The following is an 18,896-nucleotide window of genomic DNA, read 5'->3' as shown; positions in this document are numbered from 1 at the left end:
TGTTCAGGATGCCCGGTGCAGGGCGCGGGCGAGACGTTCGGTGAGGCCGTCGATGCTGCGTGCGGCCATGAGTTCCATGAAGGGCAGGTCGTAGCCGACCACCCGGTGCAGGGCGACCTTCAGCTCCGTGCCCATGAGCGAGTCGAGGCCGAGGTCCGCGAGGTTAGCGGCGCGATCGAGGCGGTCCGGCGTGGTCTGCAGCACCGTCGCCGCCAGGTGGGCGAGCGTGTCGGAGATCAGCGCGGCGCGCTCCTCGGCGCTGGCCGCCCGGGCCAGCCGGTCCCGGAAGTCGTCGGCGCCCGGCCCGTGCGAGGCTGCTTCCCGGCCGGCGAGCTGTGCGGTGAAGCGCGGAGTGCGCAGCGCGGGCAGCATCCGGGCCATCCGGTCCCAGTCCGTCAGACCGACCACGGCCGTCTCCTCCCCCCGGGCCAGCATCCGGTCCAGGGCCGCGCATGCCGTCTCCGGCGGGAGGAGACCCAGGCCCGAGCGGGCCATGGTGTCCCCGAGGCCGTTGCGCGCCACGTAACCCGTTTCCCCGATGCCACCCCAGGCGAGCGCGGTGCCGGGCAGCCCGGCGGCGTGGCGGCCCCGGACGAGTGACTCGAGGTGCAGGTTGGCGGCCGCGTAGGGCGCCTGGTGGAGATTGCCGACCAGCGCGGCGATCGAGGAGTGGACGACGAAGAAGTCCAGGTCGCGGCCCCGGGTCAAGGCGTCCAGTACCGAGGCACCGTGAACCTTCGGTGCGAGCACCGCAGCGAACCGCTCTGCCGTGAGTTCGCCGAGCGGGGCGTCGTCCAGGTGCATGGCGCCGTGGACCACTCCCCTGACCGGGCGCCCCGAAGCGTCGGCGTCTTCGAAGATCCGCCGCATCGTGTCCGCGTCGGTGACGTCGGCGGCGTGGGCCAGGGCGTCGACTCCCTGGCCCGCCAGGTCCTCCAGAAGCGCCGGCGCCTGTGGTGAGGCGCTGCCCCGGCGGCCGACGAGAGCGAGGTGACGGGCACCGCGCCGGGCAAGATGCCGGGCGATGGCCGCGCCGAAACCGCCCAGTCCGCCCGTGACGAGGTAGGTCGCCGACGGATCCAGCGCCGCGGGGGTGTCGGGTTGTTCGACCCGCACCGGCTCATTCGGGTCGAACTCGACCACCACCTTGCCCAGGTGGCGGGAGTGCCGCAGGCTTCGCAGCGCTTCGCCGACCCGGGCGGCGGGGAACGTCTGGTGCGGCAGAGGAACGTAGGAGCCGTCACTCACTCGCTCGATCACCCGCGCGAACGCGGTGGCCGCGGAGAGCGGGGCGTCCGCCACCAGGCGGGTGATGTCCACGCCGTAGTAGGCCAGGTTGTTGCGGAACGGACGCAGCAATAGCGGCTGGTTGGCGTAGATGTCCCGCTTGCCGAGCTCGACGAAACGTCCGCCGGGCCGCAGACACTCCAGTCCACGGGTGATCGCCTCTCCCGCCAGGGAGTTGAGCACCACGTCGACGCCTTCTCCGCCGGTGATCTCCTTCACCGCGTCGGCGAAGGCCAGACTGCGGGAGTCCAGCACGTGCTCCACGCCGAGCGTGCGCAGCAGATCCCGTTTGACCGGCGATCCGGCAGTGGCGATGACACGCGCGCCCGTATTCTGCGCGTATCGCAGCGCTGCGAGACCGACACCGCCCGCTCCGCCGTGGACGAGGAGGGTTTCTCCCGCCGTCAGCCGGGCCAGGTCCTCGAGGCTGTGCTGGACGGTGAGGTAGACGGCCGGCAGGGTCGCCGCTTCACGGTAGGACATGCCGTCGGGGACGGGTCCGCTCTGTTCGGCGCGGACCCGGACGTGGGAGGCCAGTGTGCCGTGTCCGAAGGCGAACACCCGGTCGCCCGGGGAGATTCCGGTCACGTCCGGGCCGACGGCTACGACGTCCCCGGCGCATTCCAGCCCCAGGGCGGGGCCGCCGGGCACCATGGGTTCGGCGCCTGGCGGCAGCAGTCCTGCTGTGAGCATCACGTCGCGGTAGTTCAGCGCGGCCGCGCGCACCTGAACCACGATCTCACCGGGGCCCGGTGCCATAGGCGGTGCCGGTACCCAGACCAGGCTGTGCCCCGCGCCGGGTTCACGCAGGTGCAGTGCGCAGGGCCCCTCCGCAGGCCGTGCTCGGGGGGTGCATTCGGCGAGCCGGGGCACAAAGCGGCCACCCGGTGCGAGAACGACCTCGTCCTCGGCACCACCGTGGAGAATTTCCCCGGCGAGACGCCGCGCGTCGGTCGTCACGTCCGACGTCCGGGCCAGGGAAAGCCGACGTACCGTCAGCCCCGGCAGTTCGTTGGCCACCACTCGTCCCACTCCCCACAGGGCGGCGTTCGAGGGATCGCCCGCCCGGTCGGGAGCAGGGAACAGGCCCGTCTCGCCGGTCACCAGCCACAGGTCGCCGTCCGCCGCTGCGGCTGCCGCGGTGCGGATCAACCCGGCCCGGCGCGTGGTCACTGCGCCCGTCCCGCCCTCCCCCCACTCGTCGTCGAAGAGGAGGACCACTCCGGTCGGACGGTCGTCAGGAAGCTGGATCTCGCCCTGCCAGTCCTCGGCAGCCGTGCTCGTCACGGCCTCGGCCGCACCGGCGGCCGTCAGCGCCTCGGCGAGTGACGCACCGAGCCGACCCGTCTGCCCCTCGCAGACGATGTGCCACCGCGTCCCCGTGCCCTCGGCCGGCTGCTGATCGCTTGAGGTCTGCTGGGACCGATGGCGCGCGAGTAGCACCGAGTAGTCCCCCCGGGCGGCCTCGCACGCGCTGCCCACCTGGGCCACCTCGTCGAACCCGCAGCCCTTGAGTAGAGGGGTCCAGTCCTGCCGGGGCAGCAGCGGTGACGTGCGCACGTCACCGTCGGTGAATGACCAGAAGCCGTCCAGGAGTCCGAAGCACGGACCGACGACCTCTTCGTCGTGGCTCTCCAGCGCCAGGAGGAGGCCGCCGTCCGCGAGCAGGGATCCGACCCGGCGTGAGGTGGCCCGCATGTCGCTGGTCGCGTGCAACACGTTCGCCGCGATGACGACGTCGAACTCCCCGTGTGTGAAACCCTGCTCGCTTGGATCGCGCTCCAGGTCGAGCGTGCGGTACTCGACGAAGTCATAGCTACCGAACCGTGCCTGGGCGCGCGGGAAGAACGCGGCGGAGACGTCCGTGTAGACGTATCGGGTGAGGTGCGGCGGCATCACCGGCAGCAATCCACTGGTGGCACCTCCGGTGCCCGCACCGACCTCCAGGACGCGCAACGGCCTGTCCGCGGGCCAGTGCCGCACCGCCTCGGCCAACAGCGCGCGCGCATAACGGGCCTGCAGGCGCTGCTGAGGGGTGTCCGCGTAGAACGCCTCCACATGGTGCCGATCGGCCTCGGAGAACAGCAGCTCTCGAGGGTCGGCATCACCGCGCAGGATGTCCGTCAGATGCGTGCCGCACCGGTTGTACACGGCGATCGCCGAAATCCACTCCGGGTGACGCTCCACGCAGGTACGCATGAGTTCCAGCGGGCGGGGCGTCCCGGTGCGACGCAGACGCCCTCCGACCGACTCGACGAGCCCCGCCCGCTGCGCAAGGGCCAGCAACAACCCGAGGTAGGAGGCGTACTTCGGTCGGACCCCCGCCGTCAGCAGCGCGGCCACATCGCAGTCCGCCCCGTCCGGAAGGAACTCGTCGAACGCCCGGGCCGCCCAGTGGCCGACCGTCTCCTTGATCAGCGGGACGAACGAGGCGTAGCGGTCGTCGCAGCTCTCCTCCAGTGCCGCTCGCTCCGACCAGGTAGCGGCGGCGATCTGCTCGGGGGCCGGCACAGGGACGGCGCCGCCGGTCGGATCGTCACCGGCACGCGGCGCGGCGCGCAGCACCGGTACGAGTGTCTGCGGGGTCCCAGGGCCACGGTCCGAGGTGATGGCCCGCAGACGGCAGCCGGTCAGCTCCGCCGTCACCGTGCCGTCCTCGTCCGTGAGGGTGATGTCCAGCAGCACGTCCTGCGCGGTACGGGAGACCAGACGGACGTGGACCAGCCCACGCCGGACAGGCGACACCCAGACCCGTACGGCGCCGATGGCCGTGGGCACATACGCTCTCCGTTCACCCGGCAGATGGGCGATGAGGGGCGAGGCCGCCTGCAACGCACCGTCGAGGACGGCCGGGTGTGCCTCCAACTGCTGCTCCCCCTGGGCGGGTTGGCAGGCATAGTCCGCCAGCACCTCCCCGTCTCCGACCCGCAGCCCGGTCAGCACCTGGAAGCGCGGCCCGTATGTCAACCCGGTACTCGCCGCTTGCGCGTAGTGGTGCCGTGCGTCGATCCGAGCTCCCGTGAGCCGGTCGCGCAGGACCCCCACGTCGAGCGGGGCGGGCCGAGCGGGGAGCAGGCGGCGCACCCGTCCGCGGGCGTGGATCTGCCAGTCCGGCGCATCGCCGCCACGGGAGGCGATGCGCACCACACCGTCCTCCTCCGAGAGGGAGATTTGCAGCAGGACCTCATCCGGCTCGTCGTCCCGGGGCAGGACGAGCGGGCGGATGATGTCGAGGTCTGTGACTTCCGCGGCGGCCCCGTAAGCGGACCGGCCGGCGGCGAGTGCGGCTTCCACATAGGCGGTTCCGGGCATGACCACCGCGCCGTCGACCACATGGTCGTACAGCCAGGGAAGCCGCAGCGCGCTCACGGTCTGGTGCCAGGCCGGTTCGGCGACCGCCGCCCGGCGGCCCAGCAGCGGATGGACCAGGGACCTGTCCTGTGGGATGTGCACCCACCAGTCCGGAGAGCCGTTCCAGTGATGCTCCCGCTGCCACGGGTAGGCGGGCAGCGACACGACCTTCCCGGGGCGGGGGAAGTGATGGTCCTCGACTTGGACGCCCATGGCCAGCAGCCGCGCGACCGCCGTGCGTACGCTCCTTGTGCCGTTCTGCCCGCGGCGACACGTGCCCAGCGGGCTGCCTGCGGGCACCATCCGGCGCAGGTACGGAGTGAGCACCGTGTGCGGGCCGATCTCGACGAAAATCCGGCAGCCGTCTTCGACCAGATGACGCACGGCGTCCGCGAACAGCACCGGCTCACGGACGTTGCGCCACCAGTAGTCGGAGTCGAGCAGCTCTCCCCGGACCGGGCCGCCCGTGACCGTGGAGACGAAGGGGACGCGGTGGGCCGTGGGCGCGAGTCGGCCGAGGGCGGCCCGCAGTGGTTGCTCCGCGCGGTCCATGGCCCTGCTGTGGAAGGCGTAGTCGAGGTCGAGTTGCCGGAAGAAGACCTCACGCGCAGACAGCTCACGGCCCAGTTGCGCCAGGGCCTGCGCATCACCGGCGAGCGTGACATCCGCCGGACTATTGACGCCGGCGATCTCCAGCCGCCCCGCGTAGGCGGCGATCTCCTTTTCGGCCTCCTCGGGTGACAGGCCCGCGGCAGCCATCCGGCCCAGGCCGGCCGTGAGCGCCTGTGCCCGGCTGCGCTCGGCGACCACCCGGCAGGCGGTCGGGAGGTCGAGGGCACCGGAAACATGAGCGGCGGCGATCTCACCGACGCTGTGCCCGACCACGGCGTCGGGGCGGATGCCGTGCGACGCCAGCAACCGGACCAGGCCGACTTGGACGGCGAACAGCAGAGGCTGGGCGACCTCCGTGAGCCGCAGCCGGTCCCCGTCGCTCATCAGCTCGTCAGCGACGGACCAGCCGAGCAAGGGAGCCAGTGAGGCGTCGGTCTCCTCCACCGAGGTGCGGAAGACCGGTTCGTTCCGCAGGAGGTCTGCGGCCATGCCGTGCCACTGGGAGCCGTTTCCGGAGAACGCGAACGCCACCTTGCCCCGCACCGCCTCAATGGGGGACTCCGCACCGCTCGCCACCGCGTGCAGTCCTTCGACCGCCTCCGCCGCGTCCGCCGCCAGTACGGCGGCACGGTACTCGTGGCGCCCGCGGCGCACCGCCGAGGTGTACGCCACGTCGTAGAACTCGTCAGGCTCCGCGAACTCCAGCCGCTGCGCCATCCGGTCGGCCGCGGCGCGCAACGCGTCGGCGGTGCGTGCCGAGACGACGACCGGCACGCGTCCGGTCGGCGCGGCGGACGCGCCGTCCTGGATCTCGGCAGGAGCCGCCAGCACCACATGTGCGTTGGCCCCGCCGAAGCCGAAGGAGTTGACGCCCGCGTACAGCCGGCAGCCGGCAGCCAACGGCTCTGGTCGCACCACCGGGCGGATGTTGCATGCGCCGAAGTCGATGGCAGGGTTGAGGGGTTCGGCGTGCAGAGTCGCCGGAACTGTGCGGTGCCGGAGCACCAGCATCGCCTTGAGCAGTCCGGCGATACCCGACCCGGCCTCCAGGTGACCGATATTGCTCTTCACCGACCCGATGGGCAGGACGTTCGCACGGACGGCCCCCAGAGCCCGACCGATCGCCTCGCACTCGATCGGGTCACCCACCTGTGTGCCCGTGCCGTGCGCCTCCAAGTAGGCCAGCTCATCAGGTGCCACGCCGGCTCGTGCGTACACCTCGCGCAGCAGTGCTTCCTGGGCCGCGGCGCTCGGAAGAGCGAGGCCCGGCGTCCGGCCGTCGTTGTTGGTGCCGGTGCCCACGATCACGCCGTGGATCCGGTCGCCGTCGGCCAGCGCGTCAGCCAGCCGCTTCAACAGCACGAGGCCGCCGCCTTCCGCTCGGACGAAGCCGTCCGCGTCGGCAGAGAAGGCGTGGCAGCGACCGGTGGGCGAGAGCATCGACGCCTGGGAGAAGGCAGCGAACCCCTGTGGGTTGATCAGGATGTTGACACCCCCGGCGACCACGATGCGCGAGCGCCCGGTGAGCAGGTGCTCATACGCCTGGTGCACGGCCGTCAGCGCGGACGAGCATGCGGTGTCCACCACGACGCTCTGCCCGTGCCAGTCGAAGAGGTGGGACACCCGGTTGGCGGCGTTGCAGCCGGCCATGCCGGTAATGGTGTACGCGTTACCGGACTCCGGTCGGCAGGACTGGAGTTCGCCGTAGTCCCGGCTGGAACAGCCGATGAACACCGCGGTGTCCGATCCTCGGGCGGAGGCGGGGTCGATCCCGGCATCGTCCAGGGCCTCGACCGCGAGCTCCAGCGACAGGCGTTGCTGGGGATCCATTCGGGATGCCTCCCGGGGGGAGACACCGGTGAAGTAGGAGGTGTCGAAGCCGGTGATGTCGTCCAGGAAGCCGCCGGCCATCGTGTAGCTCCTGCCCGGGCGCCGCCGGCGGACATCGACGAAGTCGGCGACGGCGAAACGTTCTTCGGGGACCTCGGTCACCACATCACGGCCCACGGCCAGCGCGGTCCAGAGGTCTTCCAGAGAGTGGATGCCGCCGGGGAGGCGGCACGAGGCACCGATGATCGCGACGGAGGTCGCGGTCTCGTAGAGCGGCTGGTGGGGCTGACGCACGTGCGGTCTCCGGTCAGAGTGGGGCATATGGCGGGGGCGGTGCGATCAGGTGACGGGTGCGGGATCGGGCAGCCGGCGGTCCCGGACGGCATCGCAGCCGCCCAGTGCGCGCACGAGGTACCGGCGGTCCACCGCTGGAGGGTCGGGGAGACCGCCCGTCAGGGCGAGGGTGCCGCCGCGTCCGTAGGTCCGGGTGTGACGCGAGTAGCTGAGAAACCCCGTGAGCCCGGTCGCGACGTACCGCTCCGCTGCCGTGGGATCCGGCAGATCATTGACACACGTGATCGTCAGCCCGGGATAGCGGCTCTCCACGGCCTCCGTGAGGAGGCGCACCGGGGTGTCCGACGGGTGCACGACATGGCAGGTCCGTACGCCCTGGGCCGGAGGCGGGGCGTCCTGCCCGATGCGCAGCATCGCCTCCGTGGCGTAATCGTCTTGCACGATGTTGATCGAGGCATCGACGGGCAGGTAAAGCCGCAGCCGCATTCCGTCCCGGTGCCGTGCCGCCGTAGTCGGCATTCCGGGGCCGCCGCCGGCCGCCACCGCGTCCAGCAGCTTTCCGAACACCTCGAGCGGGTGCCCGGGAGCCCCGGTGGGCAGGGCGGCATCGGACGCGACGACGCTCGGGCGCAGCACGACGGCGGATCGGCCGAGCCGCCGCGCCCAGTCGCGTACGAGCACCTCCGCTCGGTACTTGGACTCGTCGTAGTGCGTTTCGAAGCCGTACGCGTCGGTGAGGTCGTCCTCGCCGACGTGTCCGACGTCGCGCCTGCCGGCGACCGCGATCGTGCTCATGTGGATCAGGCGGCATGACGCAGCGGTCGCTTCGGCGAACTCCAGGACGTGTGCGGTTCCCTGCACGTTGGCATGCAGCAGCCGGCCCCGTTCCCCGGTGAGCGCGATGTCCCCCGCGCAGTGCCACACGGCCTCGGCTTCACGCGCGAGACGTCCGTAGAGAGCCGGCGGCAGACCGAGCCAGGGCTGGGTGATGTCGCCGCCGACACAGCGCAGACGGGCTGCGTCGTCCGGCTCGACAGCGCGTCCCGCTACGGCCTCCAGGGCCGCCCGAACGCGGGTGCGCAGTGAAGAGGAAGAGCCCCGGCCAAGCACGGTGACGTGCTGATTGCGTGTTAACAGGCCAAGAAGAAGTCTCGAACCCAGGAAGCCTGTGGCTCCGGTGAGGAGTGTCGTCACGGGGGAAGGATGAACTACATTGCGCAGTCACGCAAATACTCTTTGCATACAATTGATTACTTTGCGTGTCTGTCGTGTGGTGTGTAGCGTTCCGGGTCGTGAAGCGTGCCGCCTCCTCGGACAAGAGCCCGCGTTCGGTTCGGTGGGCCGTCGCGGTGCTGATCGTGTTGGCCTCCTGTCTGTGCCTTCCGCTCACCCTTGCGGCAGGAACACGCGCCAGCAGCGGCGGATACCTCAACGCGGCAAGTGAATCCACCCGCACCGAGACCCAGTTGGAGAAGGACTTCCAAACAGGAAGCCCGCAGTTCCTGCTCGTTCTGCGCACTGACCGCTCGGTCCGGGATCTCGACGCTGAGCGCGAGGGCCGGCGTTTGACGACCGAGGTCGCATCCGCGCCTGGGGTCGTGTACGCCCGTTCCTGGTGGGGAACCGGTGACACGCGGCTCAGTTCCCGTGACGGGCGCGCAGCACTGGTTCAGGTGCGATTGCGTGGGTCCGACGCGCAGGTGGAGCGGCGGGCCGAAGAGCTGGCGGACCGCTTCTCGGGATCCCGTCCCCCCTTCCGGGTCACCGCGACAGGCCGTGGAGTCGTCGACGCCGACCTGGCCGAACGGAGCCGACGGGAACTCGTGCGCGCCGAGCTGGTCAGCATCCCGCTGCTGGCGCTCGTGCTATACCTGGCATTCGGCTCCCTCATGGCGGCCGCGATTCCACTCGGCGTTGGCGTGCTGTGCATCACCGGTACCCAAGCGGTGCTTTACGGCCTGACCGGCGTCATGCAGGTGTCGGTCTTCGCGCCGAACCTCGCCACCGCCCTCGGGCTGGGGCTGGCGATCGACTACAGCATCATCATGATCAGCAGATTCCGGGAGGAACGCGAGGCAGGACTGGACTCGCGCGACGCCGCACGGGTCGTCTCCCGAACCACCGGGCGGACCGTCCTGTGCTCGGCGGCCACCGTGGCACTGTCCTTGTCGGCTCTGCTACTCGTTCCCCTTCCCTTCCTGCGTTCCTTGGGTGCAGCGTCCGTCGCCGTCGTGATCCTGGCCTGTTCGGTGGTCCTGGCGTTCGTACCGCTGGTTCTGCGATTTTTCGGCCAGCACCTCGAATACGGGCGGCTGGGCCCTCGACGTCACGGCACGGCGACTGACGGAGCGCGGCACAAGGGCATCGCCGCTGTGCTGCGCCGTCCCGCCACGGTGTTCCTCGTGTCCACGGGCGTACTGGTTCTTCTCGCCCTGCCCTTCCTTCGTGTGCAATGGGGACTCATCGACGAACGCTGGCTGCCTGCCAAAGCACCGGTACGGACCGAAGCTCAGGACGTGCGCCGGGACTTTCCGCTGGCGGCGGGCTCGACCCCCCTGGTGCTTCTGCCCACCGTCCAGCCCGGCGCCCCGAAAGCCGCCCGCCTGGCCGCCGACCTCTCACAAGTCCGAAACGTCGAGTTCGTGTCGGGCCCCAGCGGCACCTACCGCAAGGGTGTGCGGCAGCCGGAAGAAGGACGCCACAGGGAAGGGACCGCATCCGGTGCGAAACCTTCCCACGCGGCTGCCTCAGCGACACGCGGCACCTGGTTGCAGGTCGTCACGCGCCTCGACCCGAGCAGCCCGGCCGCACAGGACCTGGTCCGCCACATCCGCTCGGACCAAGGCACCGGCCCGCTCATGGTGACCGGCGAGACGGCAGTACTACTCGACATCCTGCACACGCTGCGCCAAGCAGCCGTGCGCTCCGCCATCGTCATCTGCCTGGCCACCGGGGTCCTGCTCGCCTTTTTCACCCGAAGTCTGTTCATCCCCGTCAAGGCCCTGTTGACCAACCTGCTGAGCATGACCGCCGGATTCGGTGCCATGGTCTTCCTCTTCCAGGAAGGACGGTTCGCCCACTGGCTCGGCGGCACCGCGACCGGAGTCACTGATCCGCTGCTCCCCATGTTGATGTTCTGCATCGTCTTCGGCGTCAGCATGGACTACGAGCTGTTCATCGTCGCCCGCATCAGGGAGGAGTATCTGCTGCACGGGGACAATCGGCGGGCCGTGGCAACCGGCCTGGTCCGCACCGGCCGCGTGGTGACGGCTTCCTGTATCGCCTTGATCACGGCCATGGCGCCGCTCCTGGCCTCCTCAGTGACGGTCATGCAGCTACTCGGCACGGTGCTTGTCATCGGCGTCCTCGTCGACGCGACGGTCGTTCGGTGCCTGCTTGTGCCGTCGGCCATGACGCTGGCCGGTCGGGTCAACTGGTGGTTGCCGTTCGCTTCGGGCCGCCGCACGGCCGCCCGTCCCTCTCCGGCCGGTGAAACGGTGTGAATGTGCTAATCGGGAGGTTTCCGTGCCCCTTGCCCTCGTGACCGGCGCCACGTCCGGCATCGGCCGTGCCTTCGCCGAGCGGCTCGCCCGCGACAGCCACGATCTCATCCTCGTCGCTCGGACGCGTGACGCCCTGGAGGACGTGGCCGAACCACTGCGCCGACAGGCGAACGTGTCGGTACGGACGGTGGCGGCGGACCTGTCGACCTTAGACGGTTGCAGGCAAGTCGAGGAGCATCTCGGCGCCGTGGATCTGCTGGTGAACAACGCGGGAACGATGCTGGCGGGGGCCTTCCTGCGCAACGGGGTCGAGGCCGAGGAACAGGCGCTGGATCTCAACACGCGCGCGGTGCTGCGGCTCACGCACACCGTACTGCCGGGGATGATCGAGCGGCGGAAGGGCTGCGTGGTGAACGTCGCCTCCTTCAGTGCCCTTGGCCCGGGTGGCCTGGCCACCACGTACCCCGCCAGCAAGGCATGGGTACTCTCCTTCACCGAGGCGATCGGCAGATCGGCCCAGGTAAGGCGATCCGGTGTGAGGATGATGGCGCTGCTGCCCGGCTTCACGAGGACCGAACTCTTCCGGCGGACAGGGATCGAGACGTCTCCCATGCCGCGTTGGATCTGGCTCGAGGCGGACCGAGTAGTGGGCGATGCGCTTCGAGACCTCGCCAGAGGATGTCTGGTGAGCGTGCCCAGCATGCGTTACAAAATCGCCGGCTGGGGCCTGCGGTACTTGCCGAGACCCTTGCTGAAGCCTCTGTCCTGGGACTTCTCTGCCCCTGGCCGGCTCTGGCCACCGGCATACGGCCACCAGGAACACACTGAAGACGCCTAAGCGTTCCGGTCAAGAAGCGCACGACGCCCAGCCGGACATGGTCTAGAGAGCTGGCGCTCTCAAAGAAGAAGCGAGTAGCGTCGGCACTCGAGCGGCAACACATTAAGAGCTTGTCTCACGTGGCGTGAGTTGGATGCGGCATGATGCCTGGCCATGGGTGTCGGTCTGTCACAGCGGTTGGTTCCTGACGAACTCTGGGCGCTGGTTGCTCCGTTGCTTCCGCCTTTCGCGTCACGTCCGCAGGGCGGTGGGACCGCCCCGTGCGACGAGCGGGCCGTGTTCACCGCTGTGGTGTACGTGCTGACCAGCGGGTGCGCATGGCGGCATCTTCCCGAGACATTCGAGGTGTCTCCCGCTACAGCGCACCGCCGGTTCTCCGCCTGGACCGAGGCTGGGCTCTGGAGACGGTTGCACCGGGCGGTCCTGGACGAACTCGGTGCCCGCGGTGAAGTGGACTGGACCTCGGCGATCGTGGATGCGGCCTCGGTGCGCGCGAAAAGGGGGGATTGCTGACCGGGCGCAATCCGGTCGACCGGGGCAAGAAGGGCAGCAAGCTGCACGTCCTGTCCGACGCCCAGGGATTACCCCTGGCGCTGGGTGTGTCCGGGGCGAACGTCCATGACAGCCAGGCTCTGCTGCCGCTGGTCCTGGGCATACCCGCGATCCGGTCGCGGCGTGGGCCGCGCCGACGCCGACCCGGCAAGCTCCGCGCGGACAAGGCCTACCACTCCGCCGAGCACCTGAGGTGGCTGCGCAGCCGCGGCATCGTCCCGCGCATCGCCCGCCCGGGCATCGAGTCCAGCGAGCGACTTGGCCGGCACCGCTGGAAGATCGAACGGTCGATCTCGCGGCTCTTCGGCTACCGCCGCCTCACCGTCCGGTACGAGCGGAAGGGCTCGCACTTTCTCGGCTTCCTCGGACTCGCAGCCGCACTGACCTGCTACAAGAAGCTGACCCAACCTGCCACGTGAGACACACTCTAAGCCCGAAGTATTCCGATACTGCCGGAGCGCTCGGTTGCGCCAGCGGCCTTCACCCGGCATTCAGCATGCCTTCGCGCAGACGCGACAGAAGGCGTGTGATCAGGTATCCGCTGCCTGCCGTGCGTATCCGGCGCGGTGGCGCTCGGTGGCCAGGGCGGCCGTGGCGGCCGGGACGACGCGTCCAGCACAGCGTACCGACAGTCCAGCGCCATGTGCATACGCACGATCAGACCCGACGGAGGCGTGCGCATCTCGACCAACCACGAGGCGAGTCGACCGTGCCGGCTTCGCCGTTCCCGTTCCTTCCGGCGCGGCCACGGCGTGCGCAAAGTGGTGCTGCCGGCCCGCGGGACCGGGGGCAGGGGGAGTGCCTGTGGGCGCCTCCTGCCCCCGGGGTGCGGCTGGGTGCTATGGCAGCGGGGCGAGGGGGATGTCGAGGTAGGACTCGTCGCCTTGCGGGGAGGTGATCTCGAGGGCGGCCGGGATGGTGGTGTCGTCGGCGAAGAAGGGGTCGTAGCCGGTGATGACGAGCTGCAGTTGGCGGCCCTTGCCCAGGACGTAGTGGGCGGGCTGCAGGCGGAAGGTGACGGTGGTGGCCTGCTGGTCGGTGAGGGTGTAGGGGGCGTGGGTGATGATGGCGGCGCGGCCGGTGCTGGGGTTGCAGTCCAGGAGGTAGGCGACGAAGGTCGCGTTGTCCGTCTGCGGCTTCACGGTGACCCTGACCTCCAGGTCGCCCTGGACGCGCATGGGGTGCTCCAGCGGCGCGGTCGTCCAGATGGCGGCGACGTCGCGTTTGATGTCGGCGGTCCGGTAGACGTGGGGCAGTCCCGCACGTTCTTTCATACCGGTCTGGATGAGCTTGGGGGCGACGACGATGCCGGTGTCCTGGCCGGCGGGCTGCAGGGAGCGGGTCCAGCCCGGCTGTGGTTGGCCTTGTGCCATGGGCGCGTCCTGCTGACCGTCGGGTACGGCGCTGAGGTGGAAGCGCTGCGGGGGCAGCGCGTAGTCGGCCCAGTCGCGGTGGCTGAGGTCGGACAGCAGGTTGTGCATGTACTCCGAGCGGATGCCGAAGTGCGGCTTCGCACCGTCGCCGGCGCTGCCGCCGAGGTGGTGGTCCATCCAGCGGTAGGTCATCTCGGTGGGCTTGGAGATGGCGCCGAACAGGCCGGGCAGTTCGCCGTTGCCGTGGTCGCCGATCTGCACCAGCAGCGACGTGGGGCCCTGCAGCTGGGTGAACAAGTCGATGACGGCGGGCACCGAGAAGATCGTCTCGTGCCAGTAGGTGGTCATCAGGATCGGCAGCCGGCGCTCGTTGTAGGTCTTCAGGTGCTGCATCGGCGAGCGCAGCCGGGCGAACTCCTTGACCTCGTCGTCGATGACGTTGTCGCGGATCTTGGCGATGACATTGCGGAACTCTGTCGAGCAGCGCTCCTCGTGGAACAGTGCCACCAGCGCCTCGAACGCCCATACGTGCCGGGTGCCGTTCTCGAAGAGGGAGGTGAACAGGTCGCCCCAGGCGCTGGCGCCGGCGACGGCCTTGACGCGCGGGTCCTCCGCGGCCAGCAGCAGGCTGGTCCCGGCGCCGTAGGAGGCGCCGAAGCACCCGATCCGGTCGGCGTCGACACCTTCCAGCGCGGTGAGCCAGTTGAGGATCTCGACACCGTCGGTGACGTCCTGGGGGCCGGCGACCTGGATCTCGCCCTCGGAGCGGGCCAGGCCGCGCTGGCTGTAGGTGAGGACGGCGTAGCCGCCGAGCGTCCAGCGCGGGATGGTGCCGAAGTAGGCCAGGCGGCCGAGGTCGTTCAGCGGGGCGGGCATGACGACGGCGGGGCAGGTCTGCCCCGGCGCGAGGCGGCGCGGCATGCTCAGTCCGGCGTCGATGCGGGTCCCGTCCGCCATGACGATCGGGAACTCCCGGTACTCGGCGACCTCCGCCTGGACCTCGTAGGTGTCGGCGAGGCCCCACTGGTCGAGCATGCCGATCCGGCGCGGTGACGGGTCGAGCAGCGCCGCCCGGATGGCCTCCAGCCGGGCGACGTCGTCGGGGCTGAGAGCGAACGGGTTTTCCGTGGATCCGTTGACCGGCATGAAGATGCCGCCTTTCGCGACGAGGGTGTGACGGAATGCCAGAGACATGTTCATCGCTCGTGCGATCTCTTCCGGCGAGCACATCGCGGCCACCACCCGAACGAGTGGTGCGCCACCTGCCACCCACCCGTACCCCCGACCGCCTCGCACCGCTTCTGCCGGCAAGGCCAGGACGCTGCCCGCTTACCTTTACCTGGACCCACGAGCGTCCGGACGGCCCGCCGGTCAGCTCGGCCCCTGCCAAACAGCACCTCGAGAACTGCTGGCTCCAGGCTCCACGCCGGAACACGACCGTGCGGGTCTGTCAAATGAACGGTGTAACCAGGGTGGTTGGGGTTACTGACGGGCTGCGGAGAGTCGGCCGTCGAAGGTGATGTCGAAGGCGTTCAGGGCGGTCTTCCAGCGCATGGTCCAGCGGGCCTGGCCCTTGCCGGTGGGGTCCAGCGGCATGATGGCCATGTAGACGCACTTCAAGGCCGCGGTCTCGTTCGGGAAGTGGCCGCGGGCCTTCACCGCCCGCCGGATCCTGGCGTTCACGGACTCGATCGCATTGGTGGTGCAGACGATGCGGCGGATCTCGGTGTCGAAGCGGAGGAACGGCGTGAACTCCTCCCAGGCGTTCTCCCAGAGCCGCACGATCGCCGGGTACTTCTTGCCCCAGGCATCGGCGAACTCTGCGAACCGCTCGAGCGCGGCCTCTTCGGTCGCCGCGGTGTAGACGGGCTTGAGGAGCTTAGCGATCTTGTCCCAGTCCTGGCGGGCGGCATAGCGGAAGGAGTTCCGCAGCAGGTGGACCACACAGGTCTGGACCGTGGTGCGGGGCCAGACGGTCTCGACGGCAACGGGCAGGCCCTCGAGACCGTCGCAGACGAGCATGAGGACGTCGTTGACGCCGCGGTTCTTGATCTCGGTGAGGATGTGCATCCAGTGCTTGGCGCCCTCGCCTCCGTCGCCGGCCCAGAGGCCGAGGATGTCGCGGCGGCCCTCGACGGTCACGGCCAGGGCCATGTAGATGGGCCGGTTCGCCACCGCGCCGTCGCGGATCTTCACGTGGATCGCGTCGATGAAGATCACCGGATAGACGGCGTCGAGGGGACGGTTCTGCCATTCGGCCATGCCGTCCATGACCTTGTCGGTGATGGTGGAGATCGTCTGACGGGAGACTTCGGCGCCATAGACCTCGGCCAGGTGGGTCTGTACCTCACCGGTCGTCAGGCCCTTCGCGGACAGTGAGATGACCATCTCGTCGACGCCGGACAGACGCTTCTGCCGCTTCTTGACGATCTTCGGCTCGAACGAGCCTTCACGGTCGCGGGGCACGGCTATCTCCACCGGGCCGACGTCCGTGAGCACGGTCTTGGCCCGGGTCCCGTTGCGGCTGTTGCCGCCGTTCTTCCCGGCCGGATCGTGCTTGTCATAGCCGAGATGGTCGGTGATCTCGCCTTCGAGGGCGGACTCCGGCAGCCGCTTCGTCAGCTGCTGCAGCAGCCCGCCCTCACCCGTCAGCTGCAGGCCCTCGGCCTGGGCGCGGCCCACCAGCTCGTCGATGAGCTGGTCGTCCACCGCCTTCGCCGCCTGCAGCTCAGCCGCCTCGACGGACTCGGCCTCGGTCACGTTCTCACTGGTCATCGATGCATCTTCCTTGATCAGGAGTTACACCGAACGTTTTACAGTCCCCCGAAGCCCCACCGTGGCCTGACCCAGCCATTCCAGCGCAGCCCGGTGTCCGGAGTCAGGTGCTGCTGGGGGCCGGGGTGTCGTCGTCCTGGCCGGCGGGCGGGTTAAGGAGGGAGCGGCCGTACTGCGTGAGGCGGTCGACGGCGCCTGGGTCGGGTGCCTCGCGGTGGGTGAGGGCGTTCTTGATCTCCCGGTAGACGGCGGCTTCCAGGCCGCAGCGGCGGCAGTCCTCCAGATGGACGGCCACGCGGCGCACGGTGGTCTCGTCGGTCTCGCCGTCGAGGTAGGACTGCAGGACGCGCTGGACCTGCAGGCAGTTCATCCGGCGGCGTTCGGCGTTCTTGTGCCAGGGCCAGCGCATCACATCATCCCTCGCTTGGGCGCCAGTCCGGCTGCGGCGAGCCGGCTCCTTATCCGTTTGCGGGCCCGGTGCAGGCGGCTCATCACCGTGCCCTCGGGGACGCCGAGCAACCGCGCGGCGTCCGCGTAGGTCAGGCCGTCGACGTCGATTAGCCGCACCACCTGCTGGTGCTGCTGCGGCAGGGCGGCGAACGCGGAGTCGACGACCTCGTCGAACTGCTCGCCGACCACGACCTCCTCGGGGGTGGGCGGCACGCCGGCCGGGGCGACGGCGAGTCGGTCCAGGTCGGCGTCGGGGTCGTCCAGCAGGTGCGGGCGCCGCCTGCGGTGCCGGTTGACCTCGACGTTGCGCATGATCGTCAGCAGCCAGGCGCGCGGGTGCTTGCCGTCGAAACGGTCCGCTGACCGATAGGCGCGCAGCAGGGTGTCCTGGACCAGGTCCTCGGCGTCGGCGGGCTGGGAGGTCAGCGACAGCGCGACCCGCAGCAACACCTCCACCTCGGGCAGCACGTACCGGGTGAACGCCTGCTCGCGGGCGGATTCCAACGACGCCACTTCCTCTTCCACGGGCCGGAAACCCGGCGACCCGCCACGGTCATTCCCTTCATCACTGCCAGATCGATCCCGCTCGGTTGTTGTCGACCGCCGGATGACTTCGGCAAGGGGAATGCTGCCGCGTCGGGCGTGGGTTCCCCCTGCATGACGTGGCAGGCGGGCTGGGGACGGTTTCGTGAGATCAGGGTGCAGTGCCGCGAGCAGCTGCGCCACCTTCGCCTGCACGGCAGTGTCGGCGCGTACGTCGACGGGGAGCTGGCCCCGGCCCGGCGCGCGGAGCTGGCCGCGCACCTGGTGCGCTGCTGGGCCTGCAGTGTCCAAGCCGAGACGCTGCGTCTGGTCAAGCGCTCGCTTCGCGGCGGCCCGCTGCGGGCCCCGGTATCCCTCAGTGAGATTCGGATCAGGCGCTTCGCGGCCCGCCTGGCGGCCCCGGAAGGCAGTGGCCCGAGCGGCCCACGCTGACCCCACCTGGCCGGTTGTGTGTCCTGGGGCGGCGGCCCCAGGCCCGTGGCTGCGCATCACCGTGGTCCTCATCGGCGGTGCGCTCGCCTACGGCCTGGCCCTGTGGGTGCTGAACATCGAAATCCTGGGCCGTACCGTCTTCCCCTTCTTCACCAACCCGCAAGGACCCGACCAGCTCTTCGAGTTCTTCATCCATCCGCTGATCTTCGGGCTGCTGCTGGTCCCGTTCTTCCTCGGCCGAACCGGGCAGAGCGGACACCACCGTGCATCTGGCAGGCAGCACGCGACGTCCGCGACCACGGCCACCCCCACCCAGCCGTCCCCTAGGGCCCGACCTCCCCATAGACAGACCCGGATGCCTCCGCCCCACCGGAGTACTGGGGCGAACCGGCAGCCACGCCGTTGCACGCCGGTTCGCCCCGAACCACATACCCACGGGACTGCGGATGCCAGGGGTTACCTCGGATCGGCCACCGGCCGGTGACCCGGCCATCGCCCCAGAGACTCCCTGCGCGCAAGCCTGAGGTTCCCCCGGCGTGCGGGAGGTGCTGATCAGCTGGTCAGGGCGGGTTTACGGGGTTTCAGGTTCGTTCGTTCGGCCGTTGCCTGGTTGGCGTAGTGCTTCTCCTCGAACTCGACCGGACTGAGGTAGCCGAGCCGCTTCTGGATGCGCCGAAAGTTATAGAAGCCGTCGATGTACTCGAACAGAGCGAGGTTCGCCTCGGCCCGGGTGGCGTAGACGCGGCCGCGGATGCACTCCGTCTTGATGATCATCCACAGGTTCTCCGCGAGAGCGTTGTCGTAGCTGTCCCCGACCGAGCCCATGGATGCTTCAACTCCCGCTCGCAGCAGTCGGGTTGTGAGCTTCACGGATGTGTATTGACAGCCGTGATCCGCATGGTGGATCAGCTTGCCCGGTTCGACTTCCCGGCTCGCGAGCGCGTACTCGAGGGTGGTCAGGACCAGGTCGGCGTCCGCGCGGGCGGAGGTCTCCCAGGCGACCACCCGGCGGGAGAACGCGTCCCGGATCGAGAGAGCCACAAGGGCCCCTCACTG

At 69.6% G+C, this 18,896-nt stretch carries 11 protein-coding genes; 4 read left to right on the top strand and 7 right to left on the bottom strand.

The window, feature by feature from the left end; genetic code table 11:
- Positions 1 to 3 precede the first annotated feature (3 nt).
- A complete protein-coding gene (locus HDC93_RS35025) occupies positions 4 to 7,374 on the bottom strand; it encodes an SDR family NAD(P)-dependent oxidoreductase (RefSeq protein WP_311774712.1) in 7,371 nt (2,456 codons plus the stop codon).
- Positions 7,375 to 7,419: 45 nt separating this feature from the next.
- Positions 7,420 to 8,568: an SDR family oxidoreductase gene (locus HDC93_RS35020; RefSeq protein WP_185014856.1), complete on the bottom strand. Its 1,149-nt coding sequence runs from the start codon at positions 8,566 to 8,568 to the stop codon at positions 7,420 to 7,422.
- A gap of 98 nt (positions 8,569 to 8,666) precedes the next feature.
- Here HDC93_RS35020 and HDC93_RS35015 point away from each other — a divergent pair, with 98 nt between their 5' ends.
- From HDC93_RS35015 to HDC93_RS35005, 3 genes are all read left to right on the top strand, one after another.
- On the top strand, positions 8,667 to 10,877 hold the full coding sequence (locus tag HDC93_RS35015) for an MMPL family transporter (RefSeq protein WP_185014855.1): 2,211 nt from the start codon (positions 8,667 to 8,669) through the stop codon (positions 10,875 to 10,877).
- A 37-nt stretch (positions 10,878 to 10,914) separates the two neighbouring features.
- The gene (locus HDC93_RS35010; protein WP_311774711.1) at positions 10,915 to 11,715 is read left to right on the top strand and encodes an SDR family NAD(P)-dependent oxidoreductase; all 801 of its coding nucleotides are present in this window, start codon (positions 10,915 to 10,917) and stop codon (positions 11,713 to 11,715) included.
- Between the two features lie 165 nt (positions 11,716 to 11,880).
- Positions 11,881 to 12,686, top strand: a protein-coding gene (locus tag HDC93_RS35005) for an IS5 family transposase (RefSeq protein WP_221517518.1) whose coding sequence is annotated in 2 segments (ribosomal slippage) — positions 11,881 to 12,211 and positions 12,211 to 12,686 — 807 coding nt in all. Because the reading frame shifts where the segments join, the coding sequence is not laid out codon by codon here.
- 420 nt (positions 12,687 to 13,106) lie between these two features.
- On the opposite strand, the gene HDC93_RS35000 is transcribed toward HDC93_RS35005, so the two are convergent.
- The 4 genes from HDC93_RS35000 to HDC93_RS34985 all read right to left on the bottom strand — a co-directional run bounded on the left by HDC93_RS35000 (position 13,107) and on the right by HDC93_RS34985 (position 17,378).
- On the bottom strand, positions 13,107 to 14,834 hold the full coding sequence (locus HDC93_RS35000; RefSeq protein ID WP_185014852.1) for a CocE/NonD family hydrolase: 1,728 nt from the start codon (positions 14,832 to 14,834) through the stop codon (positions 13,107 to 13,109).
- Positions 14,835 to 15,122: 288 nt separating this feature from the next.
- The gene (locus HDC93_RS34995) at positions 15,123 to 16,415 is read right to left on the bottom strand and encodes an IS256 family transposase (protein WP_260419940.1); all 1,293 of its coding nucleotides are present in this window, start codon (positions 16,413 to 16,415) and stop codon (positions 15,123 to 15,125) included.
- Positions 16,416 to 16,518: 103 nt separating this feature from the next.
- Positions 16,519 to 16,824, bottom strand: coding sequence for an anti-sigma factor (locus HDC93_RS34990; protein WP_260419939.1), 306 nt, complete (start codon positions 16,822 to 16,824; stop codon positions 16,519 to 16,521).
- Positions 16,824 to 17,378 carry an RNA polymerase sigma factor gene (locus HDC93_RS34985; protein WP_185014851.1) on the bottom strand — a complete coding sequence of 185 codons (555 nt, stop codon included), beginning with the start codon at positions 17,376 to 17,378 and terminating at the stop codon, positions 16,824 to 16,826. Before HDC93_RS34985 ends, HDC93_RS34990 begins: the two co-directional genes overlap by 1 nt.
- Before the next feature lie 144 nt (positions 17,379 to 17,522).
- Between HDC93_RS34985 and HDC93_RS34980 the strand changes: the two genes are divergently transcribed.
- Complete coding sequence (locus HDC93_RS34980) at positions 17,523 to 17,840, top strand: anti-sigma factor (protein ID WP_185014850.1); 318 nt, start codon at positions 17,523 to 17,525, stop codon at positions 17,838 to 17,840.
- A gap of 552 nt (positions 17,841 to 18,392) precedes the next feature.
- On the opposite strand, the gene HDC93_RS34975 is transcribed toward HDC93_RS34980, so the two are convergent.
- Positions 18,393 to 18,881: an IS3 family transposase gene (locus HDC93_RS34975; protein WP_185014849.1), complete on the bottom strand. Its 489-nt coding sequence runs from the start codon at positions 18,879 to 18,881 to the stop codon at positions 18,393 to 18,395.
- Between the last annotated feature and the right edge of the window lie 15 nt (positions 18,882 to 18,896).

It is taken from the genome of Streptomyces sp. AK010 (assembly GCF_014207295.1).
In the GTDB taxonomy this organism is placed as follows: domain Bacteria; phylum Actinomycetota; class Actinomycetes; order Streptomycetales; family Streptomycetaceae; genus Streptomyces; species Streptomyces massasporeus.
This window is presented reverse-complemented; position numbering and strand designations above follow the sequence as displayed.